We start from the raw sequence: 15,985 nt of genomic DNA on the forward strand, positions 1-15,985 counted from the left end.
AGAAACTCTACCTCAGGTTTTGGCAACCATTTTCAGTGATGAAAAAACCCGACCATCAGGCCGGGCTTTGTTAACTCATAAATATCGTTGCGGTTTAATCACGCGTAATACGGATCACCGGGCGTTGCTGGCAGGTTTTCCCAAGCAGGCAACTCAGTGCGTCACGCACGGTGTCGACGCTAAAGTCGAGCAATTTGACCTCAGGTGCCTTAATACGACCATTGCTGACATCATCTAGTAACTGGCGGCCCATAAAACACAAATGCTGTTGAGCACACAAGCTGTTGGCCATCCAGGCACCAGCGACTGAGACCACGCCAATATTAGGCGCTTTCTCAAAGAGGAGTTCTTCAGGAATGGTGCCAAAGCCATTCAGACAAGCGATCCGGCCACAGAATCTCAGATGGCGCAGGTCATTCAAAAAGGAGTCACCGCCTTGTGTATTCAAAATACAGTCAAAACCACCCGGGCCCATTTCTCGTTTGATCTGTTCGCACACCGACTCTGATTCGCAATCGAACACCCAGTCTGCACCAAGTTTACTCAGTCTCTTGTGGTGTTCTTTCTGTGCAAAAGCAAACACCTGAGCACCGCGCTGTTTGGCATATTGCACTGCAAAATGAGCCACGGCCCCCTGTGCGCTGTTGATAGCTAAGGAGTCGCCATCCTGTACCTGCATTTTATCCAGTGCCAGTAGTGCTGCCATCCCCGCATTGGGTAAGGACACTGCCACTTCGCCGCTCATGCCATCCGGTACTTCCGACACCGCGTGGCTGGGTACAACCGCGTATTCTTTCAGCATCCCCTGCTCTGCCAGGCTGGCATTAAACAATACCCGACTGCCTTTAGGCGGAAATACCCCTTTAGCAGCTGACACCACAGTCCCGACGGCATCCAGTCCCAAAATATGCGGGTATTGCCACTGGCAAAATCCGTCTTTCGCCATCCGTGCATCCAGGTGATTCAGGGCCACATAATCAATGGCAACCAGTAACTCGTTATCTCCCGGCACTGGCATAGCGTGCTCTGCCATCGCTAAGTCAAACTCAGCGCCACTTTGACGCAGCTCCAGCGCTCGCATGGTGGTTTTTTCGACTGACATGGTGGTTTTCTCCACTTTTCGACCCTTTTGAGGCCTGATTGCCCATAACTTTAAATTTCCGATTATGGGCAAAACTTCGCAATTGTTGCTATTAAACCATCTTGGTCTCTGTCAAACAACTCAATATTGTGACAGGTGTTTAAATCCTGTTAACGGCTATTTCCCAATCACCGGCTCTCTTGTACTGTCTTTCGAGCCTTCCTTTGAGTTTTCGTTTAGGGTAAGTATGCGATAGAACACTGGCGTGAATAGCAAACCAAATACTGTTACCCCAATCATACCAAAGAACACCGCATTACCCATTGCCTGACGCATCTCTGCACCTGCCCCTGACGCCAGTACCAGAGGGACCACACCAGCTGTGAACGCAATCGAGGTCATGAGGATAGGGCGCAGTCGTAAACGACACGCTTCCATAATGGCTTCCAGATGGGTAGCCCCGGTTTTATGCTTGTCGCGGGCAAACTCAACCATCAGAATCGCGTTCTTCGAGGCCAGTGCCACCAGTACAATCAGCGCAATCTGGGTGAAGATATTATTGTCACCACCGAGCATGTATACACCTGCCAGTGCAGAGAATATCGTCATTGGTACTATCAAGATGATGGCAAGCGGTAAACGCAGACTCTCATATTGTGCAGCCAGTACCATGAAGACCAACACCACAACCAGAGGGAACACATAAACCATGGTATTGCCCGCCAGGATCTGCTGATAGGTTACCTCAGTCCACTCATAACTGATCCCTTCCGGTAAGCTCTCGGCCAGTACAGATTCAATCGCTTCTTTGGCCTGATCTGAGCTGTAACCCGGCGCTGGACTTCCGTTCAGTTCAGCCGTCATATAGCCGTTATAATGCATTACCCTATCCGGACCTGTGGTGGGAGTCACCGTAACTACCGAGCCCAGCGGTACCATGTTGCCAGCGGCATTGCGAACCTTCAGGTTGTTGATCTGTGACTGTTTGGCACGAAACTCAGCGTCGGCCTGTGCTTTTACCTGATAAGTGCGACCAAACAGGTTAAAGTCATTCACATACACAGAGCCAAGATAAACCTGTAGCGCACTGAATACTTCATCCAGCGGAATACCTTGTAATAGTGCCTGCTCACGGTCAACGTTAATATCCATCTGAGGTACCTGGATACGGAAGCTGGAGTACAGGCCCGTCAGTGCCGGATGTTGCTGAGCCTGACCAATGGTATTCTGAAGCGCCGCAAACAAGGCTTCGAACCCTTTATTACCTCTGTCCTGAAGCTGCAATTTAAAGCCTCCAGTGGTACCCAGACCCAGAATTGGCGGCGGTGGGAAAACCGCAACAAAAGCCTCATCAATTTCAGCAAAACGCATATTCAGTTGCATCGCAATCGCATGGGCAGAGAGGCTGGGATCCTGACGTTCCGAGAAATCAGCCAGTGGCGTAAACACAATGCCGCTGTTAGTACTGTTAGTAAAACCATTTACCGACAGACCTGGGAATGCCACGGTATGGGCAACACCTGGTACTTCCAGCGCAATTGCTTGCATTTGTCTGACAACGGCTTCTGTTCTGTCCAGACTGGCAGCATCCGGCAGTTGTGCCACCGCAACCAGATACTGCTTATCCTGCTGAGGAATAAAGCCACCCGGCACTGAGTTAAACAGACCAACCGTTGACCCCACCAGGCCTAAGTAAACCACACCCACTACAACGCTCATGCGGATCAGTTTTTGTACCAGCTTCTCGTAACCTTGTGCACCTTTGTCGAACATACGGTTGAACGGTTTAAACAACCAGGCACCAAACAGTTTGTCCAGCACACGAGTCAGACCATCTTTAGGCGCATCATGCGACTTCAACAACAAGGCAGAAAGCGCTGGTGACAGGGTCAGAGAGTTAAACGCAGAGATCAAGGTTGAAATCGTGATTGTCAGGGCAAACTGCTTGTAGAACTGGCCCGACAATCCCGTAATGAACGCCGTCGGAATAAAGACTGCACACAGTACAAAAGCAATCGCGATAATTGGACCGGTTACTTCGGTCATGGCTATTTTGGTTGCCTCGAACGGACTGTACCCGTCCGCAATGTTGCGTTCTACGTTTTCAACCACCACAATGGCGTCGTCCACAACAATACCGATGGCCAGTACCAGACCAAACAAAGACAGTGTATTAATAGACACGCCCAGCATCTGCATCACCGCAAAAGTACCAATCAGTGACACCGGCACAGCAATTAATGGGATGATTGACGCACGCCAGGTTTGCAAAAATACCACCACAACCACAACAACCAGCAGGATGGCTTCAAGCAAGGTCTGAATAACCGCATCAATTGAGCCGCGCACGAATACAGTCGGGTCATAGGCAATTTCATAGGTCATGCCTGTCGGGAAGTCTTTAGACAGACGTGCCATTGTCGCTCGTACGTTATCTGACAAGGCAATGGCATTAGAGCCCGGGCGCTGGAAGACAGGCATGGCAAGCGCAGGCTGGTTGTCCAGCATGGCACGCAGCGCATAGTTTTCCTGGCCCAGCTCAACGCGGGCGATGTCCTTTAAGCGTGTGATCTGGCCCTGCTCGCCCACTTTGATGATCACTTCTTCGAATTCATCAATTTGAGTTAAGCGACCTTTTACGTTTAACAATACCTGAAACTGGTTCTCATCCGGTGAAGGCTGAGCTCCCAGTGAGCCTGCTGCTACCTGCTGGTTTTGTGCGCGTAATGCGTTGATCACATCACCTGCTGTCAGATTGCGGGCTGCCAACGCGTCGGGGTTTAACCAAACACGCATAGAGTATTTAGCACCACCAAATAGTTGCAGATCGCCCACTTCCGGCAAACGCTTCAGTTCGTCTTTAATATAGATGTCCGCATAGTTGGCCATGTAAGACGTATCCTGCTGACCATCCGGAGAAACCAGGTGGACCACCAACGCCAGGTTAGGTGACGACTTTTGTGCTGTCACACCCAGGCGTTGCACTTCCTGTGGCAGACGCGGCAAGGCGTTATTCACACGGTTTTGCACCTGAACCTGTGCCTGGTCCAGATCGGTACCCAGGGCAAACGTCACAGTCAAAGTTAAACGACCATCGCTGGTTGCCTGAGATGAATGGTATAACATGTTTTCGAGGCCATTCAGTTCCTGCTCTAGCGGCGTTGCAACAGTCTGACCTATAACTTTGGGGTTCGCACCCGGGTAGCTGGCATTCACCACAACCGTAGGTGGCACCACTTCAGGATATTCACTGACAGGCAACTGAAACAGTGAAATGGCGCCAGTGATCACAAACACCAGCGAGAGCATGGCCGCAAAAATAGGCCTGCTGATAAAAAAGTGAGAAAAGTTCATAATGGCCTCTTAGTTTGCAGCGCTGAGCTGAGTGTCGCGCTGTGCAATCACAAGACGGGTATCATCCAGGTTTAGCATGACCATATTTGGTGTAATAGGCATACCCGGTCCGACACGCGCAGGACCATTGGCCGCCACTTTATCCCCATCTTCCAGACCCGATTTAATCGCGCGGAATGCGCCGTAGCGCTCGCCCAACTCCACCAGACGATATTGCAGGGTATTGTTAGCATCAACAGTCAACACAAAGCGGTTTTTCAGATCAGTGCCAATGGCGCGCTCAGGTACCAACGGCATCGTGGTCGCGTCTGCGGCGCCTAAAGAGATACGAGCAAATGCACCGGGCTTAAGGCCATGCTGCTTCGCGTCAAATACTGCGCGAACACCTAGTGTGCCGGTATTTGGGTTAATTTCATTGTCGATAAAGTCGACCACGCCAGGTACAGATGCACCACCGTTGATACGCTGCAATTGCACCGTGACCGCATCGGTAGCATCAACACCGGCAAATTTGTCGCTCCAGGTGCGTTCGTCCACATCAAAATATGCATAGATCTGCTGATCTGACACTATGGTTGCCAGCGTGGTTTCGCCCGCACTCACATAGTTACCTTTAGTCACGATGGCACGAGATACGACCCCGCTGATCGGCGCTTCAACCTGACTGAACTCCAGATCCAGACGCGCTTTTTTCAGTTGCGCCGCAATGGCATCACGATTAGCTTGTGCCTGACGTAATGTCGCCGCGCGCTGTTCAGCAAGCTCGGTTGACATGGCTTTCTCAGCCACCAGCTGCTTGGCTCGACGCGCTTCACTTTTTGCCTGCATCAGGGCTGCATCGGCGCTCACCAGTTGTGCGTTCAGGGTTTCAACCTGCACTTCAAACGGGCGCGGATCGAGCCTGAACAGAATCTGCCCTTTTTCAATACGCTCGCCTTCTTTGAATGTCATCTGCTCTACCTGACCAGACACTCGCGGCTTAAGCACAACCCGCTCTGGCGCCTGCAAACGCGTAGTAAAGGTATGCCAGGACTGGACCGGCGCCATTTTGACCTGTGCCACATCAATGGTCAGTGGCGGTGGCTGCTGCCCTTCCTGTGCGCTTGGCTGGCTACAACCACTAAGCACCAAAGCAAGTGCGACCGCACTAAGTGTATAGCTAATTTTATTCATGACATTCTCCGACAGTATGAGTTGATATGATGGTACGAAGAATTACCGTGAAGAAAAATGGTGGTTTTTTAAAAACATTAGTGCCAGAATGGCACCAATAAACTTTTCTTTGTGTTGAAAGGACAGGTTATGGATACCACCAGCCGCTTGATTATGTTGCTCGAAGTTGTTGAGCAGGGGTCATTTTCTAAGGCCGCTGAACTGAGAAATATAGACCGTTCAGTGATCTCCAAACAAATAGGCAAGCTCGAAGAAGAGCTGGGGGTTCGACTCCTAAATCGCACTACCCGGTCCTTTTCCCTGACTGCGGCCGGTGCTGAAATGGTAAAAAAGGCTGCGGATCTGCGCTTACTATTACAAGATACCGTGCAACTGGCCGAAAATTATCACCAGGAGCCCAGAGGCTTATTACGTATTACCGCATCGAGTTATATCGGCCAGCATTACCTGATGCCAGTCATCAACGACTTCCAGAAGCGCTTTCCTCAGGTCAGTATTGAGATACGTATGGATGACCGGGTGGTTGATATGATCTCTGAAGGGTATGATCTGGCCTTTCGGGTCGGTGAACCACGCGACTCGTCTCTGGTTGCCCGCAAGATAGCCCGAAACAAAATGCTGATCCTGGCAACACAGCGCTTTATCGACACCTATGGCAAGCCCAAAACCATGGCCGATCTGGCCGACTTGCCAGCGGCTTCCTACAGCAGTTCCCATCTGCGCTTTGAATCCATCAGCTACATCGACGAAAATGATAAACCCCAGGAACAACCCATTACACCTGTGTTTCGCTCCAATGATGCCGAAGCCCTGATGTCCAAGGTATTGTCACATACTGCATTCTTTACCGCACCAGCCTTCTTTTTTGCCGATGGCGTCGATACCGACCAGCTGATCCCGATGCTGACGCATGTCAACCTGCCCGACTACAGCGCGGTGTATGCTGTGTATCCACACCGAGATCTCCCCGTCAGAACCCGGTTATTTTTGGACGCGGTACGCCACTATATCGGCGAGCATAAGCCGCGCTGGGAGCTAAATATTCCCGGCATTGACCAGCTTTATCAGTCTAACAATAAATAATTGCACCTTGTGGGTATATTTATACCCATACAAAATATTCAATAATGACAACGATAAAATAACAGTAGTAATGACATGTTGTGCGCTGTAGAGCGCAAAAACTCGAGGGAAAGAGATTTTTTCAGATTTAATTCAACTCCAAATACATCAATAATGTCATTTCACAAAGAGTCATACATACACACCATCAAAATCAATAAAGCCGTTATTTTTCATAGCAATAAAATTTAAAGCCAGGTGTTTGCCGAGGTGTTAACGCACAAACCAAAGTCATTTATTAGCCATATATATGGCACACAGATGCCATGAATTCTTAGCCTCTTTGTCTTTTTTGGTTTCTATAGTACTGCCCCTGAAACAATTACAGAGTCAGGATTATGAAATTAAAATTACTAACACTTGCAATGCTTTGCGGCAGTGCCGCTTTACTCACTGGTTGTTCGGATAGCGACAACGAGTTGCAATTCAAAGAGCCGCCGAAAGAGCAACAAACGGACGATGATAAGCAACCTGTAACTGACAAGCAACCAACGGACAAAGATGACAATAAGCAGCCTGAAGAGCCCAAGATTGCTGAAGGTACACTGCTTGAGCTGCGCGTCATGGAAACCACGGACCTGCATGCTAACCTGATGAACTTCAATTATTTCTCGAACAAAGCAGATGACAAAGTCGGTCTGGTCAAAACTGCAACTCTGATCCGTCAGGCACGCGAGGCAGTTGCAAACTCCGTACTGGTTGACAATGGTGACCTGATCCAGGGCAGCCCGCTTGGCGACTATATGGCAAAAGTTAAAGGCCTTGAAGAAGGTGATGTACACCCAATTTATGAGGCGATGAACACGCTGGATTACGATGTCGCAAATATCGGTAACCATGAGTTTAACTTTGGTCTGGAGTTTTTAGACGAAGCCATCGACGACGCCAAGTTCCCATATATCTCGGCCAACGTATTTAAGGATGACGGTGACGATGACGCGAGCAACGATGTACCTCTTTTCACTCCTTATCTAATCAAAGAGAAACAAGTCATTGATAAAAATGGTGACACACAAACGCTGAAAATCGGTTACATCGGTTTTGTTCCACCTCAGATCATGCAGTGGGACAAAGCAAACCTGGAAGGTCAGGTTATTGCCAAAGACATCGTCGATATGGCCAAACACTATGTGCCTAAGATGAAAGAAGAAGGCGCGGATATCATCATTGCTATTCCTCACTCTGGACTGGAAACGGCTGAGAAGAAACCTCTGGCTGAGAATGCCAGCTACTACCTGTCAAAAGTCGACGGCATTGACGCAATCATGTTTGGTCATGCCCACGCTAACTTCCCGGGTTCGCGCTATGCGGGCCTTGAAGAACATGGTGTCGACAATGAGAAAGGCACCATCAATGGCGTTGCAGCCGTGATGCCTGGTTTTTGGGGTAATAACCTGGGTATCATCGACATGACGTTAGAATACAGCGCAGACGGATGGCAGGTAAAAGACACTCAGTCGACATTACAACCAATTTCTGTCACCAATGAGGATCGCACCGTCACGTCTTTAGCAGACAACGATGCCCAGGTCGAAAACGCGGCAATGACCGCTCATGAAGAAACCAAAACCTGGGTTAACGAGCCGTTTGCTAAGATTGCTGATGAGGTCAACAGCTATTTCGCTCTCGTTAACGACGACCCGTCCATTCAAATCGTGACCGATGCTCAGCTTTGGTATACGCAAACAATTGTAAAAGCGACTGAACTGGATGATCTACCTGTGTTATCTGCAGGCGCGCCATTCAGAGCAGGGCGTGGTGGCCCGGATGACTTTACAGCGGTCGATAAAGGAGATATTGCTTATCGTAACGTAGCCGACCTGTATATTTACCCAAATGTACTGAAAGTTCTTAAACTCAATGGTGCCGAAGTTAAACAATGGCTTGAAATGTCAGCAGGTCAGTTTAACCAAATCACGCCAAACAGTGAAGATGTTCAGGTTCTGGTTAATACCGACTTCCCTTCTTATAACTTTGATGTGCTAGATGGCGTGAGCTATCAAATTGATGTGACCGAGCCTGCTCGATACGACACCAAAGGCAATAAAGTATCTGATGGCAACCGCATTAAAGCCCTCACCTACCAGGGCGAACTGGTAACGGATGAACAGGTATTCCTGGTTGCAACGAATAACTATCGTGCGTCAGGTGGCGGTAACTTCCCGGGGATCTCAGGTGAGAAAATTGTAGTTGATTCTCCCAATGAAAACCGTCAGGTCGTCGCCGATTACATTGCACTACAGTCAAATAAAAACCCGGAAACCGGCATGGATCCTAGCGCGGATGGAAACTGGTCATTTGCACCGGTAGAGGGCGCAAACGTGGTATTTTACAGCTCTGCGTCGGATAAAGCCGCCGCATTCAGTGCGCGCTTTGCCCATATCACACCTTTAAACAAAACCACGGATGATGGTTTTGCAATCTATCAAATCGACCTGACTCAGTCTGCTAACTGAATTTCAGAGCGATAAACAAATTAAAAGCCACGCACTTGCGTGGCTTTTATATCGCGCCGTAATCACAAACAGTATACGGCAATATCATATCAACCTGCTGAACTGAACGCGCAATTTTGAGGCCAAAGGATTGTGTGCTTGCCAGGGAAACTTGGCTGTTCAGCGAGCTTAACTTAGTTCGTAATCAGTTTACTCACTGAGTTCATGCGCTCATTTAGCAAAGGTAGTCAGACAGGTTGATATTCACAACGGGAATTGATGATGAAACTATCTAAACTAACAGTTTTAGGCCTTGGTGTAACGCTGGCGCTTAGCGCTACCGCTTTGCAAGCAGCTACACCGTATAACTGGAATAACACCGCACCGGTCAAAGTACCGAGTGCACAACAAAGCAATGGCAAAACCGTTCTGTTCGACGTCTCGCACGGCGGCGTTGAAGGTAATGCCGACTGGGTTATCGACGGCGCATTTTCTGACTTCGCCGACGCTCTTGTCGCTGAAGGTTACCGCGTTGAGGAATATCGCGGCGTCGATTTGAATAACGATGGTAAAATTCGCTTTTTTGATGACCGTAGTTTCTCAACTCAGGCAAACGAAGCCATCATTACTTATGATGCCATCAAACATGCTGATGTGTTTGTCCTGGCAGAAACCAACCGCCCATTTACCCTGGCAGAGCAACAGGCGCTGGAAACCTTCGTCGCCGCAGGTAAAGGCATCTTCTTTATCGCCGACCACTATGATGCGGATCGCAACCTAAATACCTGGGATGCGACTGAAGTCTTCAACGGCTACAACCGCTCTGATCTGAGCAAGTATAATATGGGTGGCGCTTATGGCGACTGGCGCAACCCAAAAAGCGCACAACAAGGCTGGTTAGTAGAAAACTTCGGTATTCGTTTTCGCTTTAACGGCGTTGACTACAAGCAAGGCGTCAGCGGTGTTGAGCCGGCTTATCAGACCGAAGGTCTGACACAAGGTGTTGCACCTATCCTGATGGCGGCTGGTGCAACCCTGGCGATTGTCGACGGTCAAAAAGCCAAAGGACTGGTTTACTTTGCTGAAACCGACACTCCGACTAAGTGGCGACATGCCAAAGACTCAGGTTTGTATTTTGGCGGAGAAGCTGAAGGCCCTTATGTAGCAATAGCTAAATCAGGTGCTGGTAAAGCTGCTTTCATTGGTGACTCTTCGCCGATTGAAGATGCAACACCTAAATATCGTCGTCAGGACAGTGGCAACACTAAGAAGACTTACCCAGGCTGGACAGATCCGGGCCACGCTTCCGTGCTGTCAATTAACATCGTCAACTGGCTGGCTACGCCAGAGGGCTACACCCACTTTGATGGTGCCAATGGCCGCACACCTGGTCGCGTCACACCAGTGCCGATGACCTCAGAGGAAATGTTCGATCCTAACAATGGCCAGCCCTGGAGCAACCCAAGCAATGGCTTCAACCCTTGGGATACTGATACCTATAAAGACAACTCTTTCAATGCACCGTATGGCCAGGGCCAGGTAGACCCAGATCCTGATCCGGATCCAGATCCGACACCAGGTACAGCAGTTTCCGTTGCTGACGCTTTGGCAGCGACAACCGGTACTGAGTTGGTCGTTCAGGGTAAAGTGACTGATGCCGTTAATGGTATCTATGGCCTGCTACTGACTGACTTAAATAACCCGGCTGTCAGTATCAATGTCAAATTAGAGTCTAATCAACGCGCCGACTTCAACCCACAGTTGAACCCTGAAATTCTGGGTAAAACTCTATTAGTAACCGGTAAGCGTAACAGCTACATGGGTGAACCGGGTATCCGTTACGTTACTGATTTGGTTATCGCACCAAGCGCACTGTCCGTTTCTCAGGCGCTGGCCACCGCTCAGGGTGAAACCATTACCTTAACCGGTAAGGTCAAAGCACCGCTGAACAGCATCTATGCTTTGGTCTTGTCAGACCTATCTGACGACAGCACCACCATCAACATCAAGCTAGAGTCAAGCCAGCGCGCTGAGTTCAGCCCTCAGCTGAACCCAAGCATTTTGGATGAGACTTTAGTGATCACCGGTAAGCGCGACTCATATATGAGTCAGCCAGGGATCCGTAACGTCTCTGAAATTGCCAAGGCGTCGTCGACTTCACCAGACCCGGATCCAAACCTGGATATGACGGTTAGCGAAGTACTGGCTAAAAGCAATGGTACACCCGTTGTTGTGGCTGGTACCATAACTTCTGCTATCAACAACATTTACGCCCTGGAACTGAGCGATCCAAACGCACCGGGTAACAAGCTATATATCAAGCTGGAATCATCGCAGCGTGCGACATACAGCCCTCAGCTGAACCCCGCTTTATTGGGTAAAAAACTGCGCGTAACCGGCGTTAAAAATGACTATATGAGCCAGCCTGGCGTACGTAATGTCACTGCACTGACTCTGTTAGATTAACAGTGTATTTTGGCAGCATGGGGTAACCCCCATGCTGTCTTTTTTACTCGTAGTAACGAATATGCAGAGATGACCCGTCGGGGTCATGTATATGTCCCATCATCATATCTAAGTCCCCATCTCCGTCCATATCAGCGAATGTTGACTGGGCACTGTGAACCGTCCGCCAGAAATCTGGGTACTCATTGGCCATCACTAAAGGAATCAAATCCCCCAACGGCTGATAATACTCATCCAGAAGCGCTAAGCCAATACTGTAACTACTTGTGCCTTGCCCCTCCTCATAACCAGCCAAAACAATATCTGTGTTGCCATCACCATTGGTATCACCTACCGGCACGATTCGCACCAGCCGAAAAGGCTTACCGCTATTCACTGTTATGGGATGCGTTGTAAATGAAGTAAAAGAAGTATAATTACCCTGCGCGATGTGAAAAGTGAGCGCCTTTGAATCTGCGTTAGGCCCAACCATATCCGGCAAATCATCATTGTTCATATACCCGGCAATAATGGGCTGACCACCGAATGGCGAAAACAGATTGTTGATACTGTGCACATCACCATTGTTGCTTATTTTAAGTGCCATATACAGGCTCTCTGCTTGTGATCGGCCCATGGAACCGCGCAGATCGCCGTCGGTGTCAACAGCAAGAGTCAGAAAGTCCAGCGTACCGTTTTGATCGATATCGCCAATGGGGTGAGGCGATATTCCAAAGGTTGCGTTTGACGTAAGTACAACGGGTAAATTACCTGCGGCATTGGAATATTCCATGCTATTGAGTACAGTATATGAAAGCTGCTCGTTTTCGAGCTTTCTATCAAATAGCAAAACCCGAAAGCGTCCGGACGGATTCATGGGTGTTCCATTTTCGGCCATAACTACATCCGTGGTGCCATTACCATCAAAGTCGCCGACCCGTTTCAGATAGCGTGCATCAAACCCCGCCGTAAAGCCGCTATCTTTGAGCATTAGTTCATCCACAGACTGAACTCGGCTCACTGCACCCGATGCGTCCAAATAGATTATAAAGAAGTGCCCCTGAGTATGATTGGCAGACTTGTGCTTTCCCGTCACAAGCAGCTCAGGTATACCATTTTGGTCCAGGTCATCTAGTGTCGTGATGGCCAGGCCGTAATTACTTTCCATACTAAGGGCTTCGACACCCAGATCGCTTGCACGAATAACGATATCGCGCGCAAGCGTTGTGCCCAACGGCAAAGTAGGCACTATGTCGGCCTTAGTGTATTGGCTATTGAATTTTGGCTCTGCGGGCGGTGTTTGCGCCGCCTGGATGCGCACCTGATCAAGCGACACCCATTGCGCATCGGCGGTCTGATTTGACACCGATAACCCAACAACGCCTGTATGTGACCCCAGATTATAACAAGCTGGCGTATTCACAATGCCGACCTGAGAAAACTGCACCAGGTGCTTGCTACCGTCGCTGTAATGAACTGAAGCAACAACTTGGGTCGAGCGATACCGGGTGGAGTGCTGAACATAGCACAGTTCCAAGTTGACCGAGCCAGACTGTGCATAAGCAGCTAAACTTAAGTAGGCTTCTCCTTCATCCTGGGTCCCGTTGTGTGCAGCTTTACCGACTATATAAGCGCCACCGCTACCATACTGCCCTTGCGTACTGTTTCTCCAGTAGCCACTGAACTGCCACCGGGTATCATTCTCTTCAATCACCCCCAGAGTTGGTGATGCCTGAACCAAACCACTGAGAAAAGCGAAAACCATAATTTGAAGTACCAAAGAACATCGCATTTATTAATTCCTTCTATAAGTACATTGAGTCTTACGTGTTTTGAAATGAAGCTAGGTTGAGGTGTTGTGTTAACGTGGAACGAACAACCGGGCAAGTCTAGGCAACACTCCTATCTGATGCAAACAACACTGGGGGATGTCATCAAAAAATCATCTATTGGCAGTTCGGCGTCCCTGCATCACTGCAAACAGACAGGTATCAATCACCTTGTACCAATGACTCTATGTCTTCAATCAACTCTTCCAGTTCAGATACCAGACGTTTTTTCTGTTTAGCACTGAGGCTTTGATATACATCCAGCAAATATTGTTGGTTGGCTTTGCTGTTTTGCTCATTCGCCTGGTTCAGCTGCTCAGAACGATAGACTTCTGGAGCCATCAGTAACTCAGACAGGCTGGCTTTGAACGCTTCACCGCGCTCGGGCTGAGCAAACAAAGCTCTGAGCTCTCCCTGATAACGCGCGCGATAGTCTGACCATAACGCTGCAGTGCTGACTTGCTGCTCATACAACTGCTCAATGCGCCCTTCCTGTTCAGCAGACAACCTACCAATCCAGCGCTTCAGGTTGTTCTTACGCTCTTTTAGCCAGCGTTTGTGTTTTTTCTGCTCCGAACGCTTTGCTCTTTTCTCTGTCCGCTCAGCTTCTCCTTCGGCAATTTCATCAAATAGTTCACTGACCTGTGCGTCACTGAGCATCGGGGCCATTTCGACCAGATCAGGCACCACTTTGTTACGCAAACGATGCCAATGCTCAAGCATTTGTTCACGATGGTAGCCAATCCGCTCCAGCGTAATTTTGTCATTTTCTATATCTGATTTCAGCATAGTAAGCTGCTGGGCGTACTGTGTCAGCTCCTGCGACTTATGCCAGTCCAGCCAGGCAAGCAAACGCTCATCAAACTGCGCTTCCTGTTCATCGGTAAGCGAAACATAGTCATCAAGATACCAATAGCTCAGCCAGTCGGCGTTTTTATAAATAAATTTAGTTGAACAGCCGGTCATCGTTAGCAATGCCAGCACCAGTAAGAACTTTCTCATCGTCGTATCCATAGTCCGTGTTATTAGTCTCTTTAGTTAATACGGAATTCGACAAAATGTGGACTAAAAAAGTGTCTGTAAATATTTCGTTCGTTACAAACTCCGTCTAATCCCGAAATCTAACAATAAGCCGATTATCGCAAAATCTGAGCCCTCCCCCTCACGGCAACTAGCCTGCATACTGATGCTCAGACAACCATACACGAGGAATACCTATGAGCCACTGGAATGATGAAGATGCCATCAGCTATGACAATAAATGGGGGGAACTGGATTTCCACCAGCAGATCCCCCAACTTGCTGGCGTACAACCAAGTTTCAATATTGTTGAGTTAGGCTGCGGTGGCGGGTATCTGAGCTTATGCCTGGCACAGGCTGCTGAAAATGTACGTGTAACAGCATTGGATCCGGCCCCTAAAATGATCGCGCTGGCAAAAGCGCGACAACATAAAGCTGGCCTCTCACAAGCGCAGTTGCAATTCTTTGAAGCCGGTGCTGAAGCACTGGATGTCAGTCCTGACACTCAGGACTTAGTGATCGCTGCATTTTCCGTCCATCATTGGCAAAGTCCGGCACAGTCCATGGTATTGGTTTACACTGCACTCAAGCCGGGCGGTAAGATCTGGATATGTGAGGATCTGGATGCACCTACCGAAGGACATACCGAAGTGCACGCTGAATTGAAGACACTTAACGGCGTTAAAGGACTGCTGCAGCAAACTGGTTTTACCCAGCTTTCACATAAAGTGCATCGCAGTCATGAAGGTGAATTTCTGATAATTGAGGCACTTAAGCCGTCATAAAACAGCTAAACAAAGCGCCCGGCTTAATGTCCGGGCAACTATCATTACATCAGTACCAGAGAAAATACACTCAGCCAGATCAATTGAGTCCAGTAGGACAAGCGTTGATACAGACCTGCGCCGCGCTTAACTTGAAACGCATTTACCAGTTTGGCCGTGAAAAACATCGAGATTAAAACTATCAGGATAGAAAAAACACGAAACCAGGGAGTAACCAGTTCAGAGTCCGGACTAATGGCCACAAACACTGGCGCCAGTAATAAAGTTAACATTACGACAGAGCCAGCGGTGGAGTGGATCAAACAGTGACGACTAGGTGTGGGTGTATAGGGGTCTTTGTCCATCGGAAAATAACCCGCAAACCAGGTACCAATACCATGAAACACAATCAACACTCCGGTGATGTAAAACGCGATACTGGCCTCAGGTAACTGCGTCACATGCCAACCAAATATCACAAACATCACACTCAATGGATAGTTATTTAACCAGGGTGATAACTTTTGAGTTGGGCTCCCTGCAGCCCCCAATTCACTGCAAAACTGGTTAAAGTGATCGTAATTCGGATAAAATCGGCCTGCAATATAAACACCGCATGTTATCCACACGGTTGCAACCAGGCCCAATAACGCTGCAAAATATTCAAACATCCCCTTCCTCCTTGGTCCAGGAACAGCTTTAGATGATGGTTAAACGCTTTTCTTATTGTTTTGCACTATAGTCAAAAACCACTTGTATACT

Annotated in this window: 10 protein-coding genes; 4 read left to right on the forward strand and 6 right to left on the reverse strand. The window is 48.8% G+C overall.

Going from position 1 to position 15,985, the window contains the following annotated elements:
* Positions 1 to 94: 94 nt before the first annotated feature.
* From AT705_RS04730 to AT705_RS04740, 3 genes are all read right to left on the reverse strand, one after another.
* Positions 95 to 1,102 (reverse strand): zinc-binding dehydrogenase, encoded by a 1,008-nt coding sequence (locus AT705_RS04730; RefSeq protein ID WP_058795702.1) that lies wholly within the window; start codon positions 1,100 to 1,102, stop codon positions 95 to 97.
* Positions 1,103 to 1,258: 156 nt separating this feature from the next.
* Positions 1,259 to 4,435 carry an efflux RND transporter permease subunit gene (locus AT705_RS04735; RefSeq protein ID WP_058795703.1) on the reverse strand — a complete coding sequence of 1,059 codons (3,177 nt, stop codon included), beginning with the start codon at positions 4,433 to 4,435 and terminating at the stop codon, positions 1,259 to 1,261.
* Between the two features lie 9 nt (positions 4,436 to 4,444).
* Complete coding sequence (locus tag AT705_RS04740) at positions 4,445 to 5,608, reverse strand: efflux RND transporter periplasmic adaptor subunit (protein WP_058795704.1); 1,164 nt, start codon at positions 5,606 to 5,608, stop codon at positions 4,445 to 4,447.
* Positions 5,609 to 5,737: 129 nt separating this feature from the next.
* Here AT705_RS04740 and AT705_RS04745 point away from each other — a divergent pair, with 129 nt between their 5' ends.
* From AT705_RS04745 to AT705_RS04755, 3 genes are all read left to right on the forward strand, one after another.
* On the forward strand, positions 5,738 to 6,691 hold the full coding sequence (locus tag AT705_RS04745) for a LysR family transcriptional regulator (protein ID WP_058795705.1): 954 nt from the start codon (positions 5,738 to 5,740) through the stop codon (positions 6,689 to 6,691).
* Between the two features lie 377 nt (positions 6,692 to 7,068).
* Entirely contained in the window at positions 7,069 to 9,186 is a 2,118-nt protein-coding gene (locus AT705_RS04750) for a bifunctional 2',3'-cyclic-nucleotide 2'-phosphodiesterase/3'-nucleotidase (protein ID WP_082668918.1), read from the forward strand.
* Positions 9,187 to 9,447: 261 nt separating this feature from the next.
* Positions 9,448 to 11,631 carry a DUF6359 domain-containing protein gene (locus AT705_RS04755; protein WP_058795706.1) on the forward strand — a complete coding sequence of 728 codons (2,184 nt, stop codon included), beginning with the start codon at positions 9,448 to 9,450 and terminating at the stop codon, positions 11,629 to 11,631.
* A 43-nt stretch (positions 11,632 to 11,674) separates the two neighbouring features.
* On the opposite strand, the gene AT705_RS04760 is transcribed toward AT705_RS04755, so the two are convergent.
* Together AT705_RS04760 and AT705_RS04765 are read right to left on the reverse strand one after the other, a co-directional pair.
* Positions 11,675 to 13,402, reverse strand: coding sequence for a hypothetical protein (locus AT705_RS04760; protein WP_157576663.1), 1,728 nt, complete (start codon positions 13,400 to 13,402; stop codon positions 11,675 to 11,677).
* Positions 13,403 to 13,601: 199 nt separating this feature from the next.
* Positions 13,602 to 14,441, reverse strand: a complete 840-nt coding sequence (locus tag AT705_RS04765) for a DUF6279 family lipoprotein (RefSeq protein ID WP_058795708.1) — start codon at positions 14,439 to 14,441, stop codon at positions 13,602 to 13,604.
* 215 nt (positions 14,442 to 14,656) lie between these two features.
* Between AT705_RS04765 and AT705_RS04770 the strand changes: the two genes are divergently transcribed.
* Positions 14,657 to 15,244, forward strand: a complete 588-nt coding sequence (locus AT705_RS04770; protein WP_058795709.1) for a class I SAM-dependent methyltransferase — start codon at positions 14,657 to 14,659, stop codon at positions 15,242 to 15,244.
* A gap of 44 nt (positions 15,245 to 15,288) precedes the next feature.
* Here the strand turns inward: AT705_RS04770 and AT705_RS04775 are convergent, their stop codons facing one another.
* The gene (locus AT705_RS04775) at positions 15,289 to 15,894 is read right to left on the reverse strand and encodes a DUF998 domain-containing protein (RefSeq protein ID WP_058795710.1); all 606 of its coding nucleotides are present in this window, start codon (positions 15,892 to 15,894) and stop codon (positions 15,289 to 15,291) included.
* Between the last annotated feature and the right edge of the window lie 91 nt (positions 15,895 to 15,985).

Source organism: Pseudoalteromonas rubra, from assembly GCF_001482385.1.
Classification (GTDB): domain Bacteria; phylum Pseudomonadota; class Gammaproteobacteria; order Enterobacterales; family Alteromonadaceae; genus Pseudoalteromonas; species Pseudoalteromonas ardens.

Bases quoted from the DNA above. Each gene is read 5' to 3' on its own strand.
- AT705_RS04730 (WP_058795702.1), bottom strand. From the start codon at position 1,102: ATGTCAGTCGAAAAAACCACCATGCGAGCGCTGGAGCTGCGTCAAAGT.
- AT705_RS04735 (WP_058795703.1), bottom strand. From the start codon at position 4,435: ATGAACTTTTCTCACTTTTTTATCAGCAGGCCTATTTTTGCGGCCATG.
- AT705_RS04740 (WP_058795704.1), bottom strand. From the start codon at position 5,608: ATGAATAAAATTAGCTATACACTTAGTGCGGTCGCACTTGCTTTGGTG.
- AT705_RS04745 (WP_058795705.1), top strand. From the start codon at position 5,738: ATGGATACCACCAGCCGCTTGATTATGTTGCTCGAAGTTGTTGAGCAG.
- AT705_RS04750 (WP_082668918.1), top strand. From the start codon at position 7,069: ATGAAATTAAAATTACTAACACTTGCAATGCTTTGCGGCAGTGCCGCT.
- AT705_RS04755 (WP_058795706.1), top strand. From the start codon at position 9,448: ATGAAACTATCTAAACTAACAGTTTTAGGCCTTGGTGTAACGCTGGCG.
- AT705_RS04760 (WP_157576663.1), bottom strand. From the start codon at position 13,402: ATGCGATGTTCTTTGGTACTTCAAATTATGGTTTTCGCTTTTCTCAGT.
- AT705_RS04765 (WP_058795708.1), bottom strand. From the start codon at position 14,441: ATGAGAAAGTTCTTACTGGTGCTGGCATTGCTAACGATGACCGGCTGT.
- AT705_RS04770 (WP_058795709.1), top strand. From the start codon at position 14,657: ATGAGCCACTGGAATGATGAAGATGCCATCAGCTATGACAATAAATGG.
- AT705_RS04775 (WP_058795710.1), bottom strand. From the start codon at position 15,894: ATGTTTGAATATTTTGCAGCGTTATTGGGCCTGGTTGCAACCGTGTGG.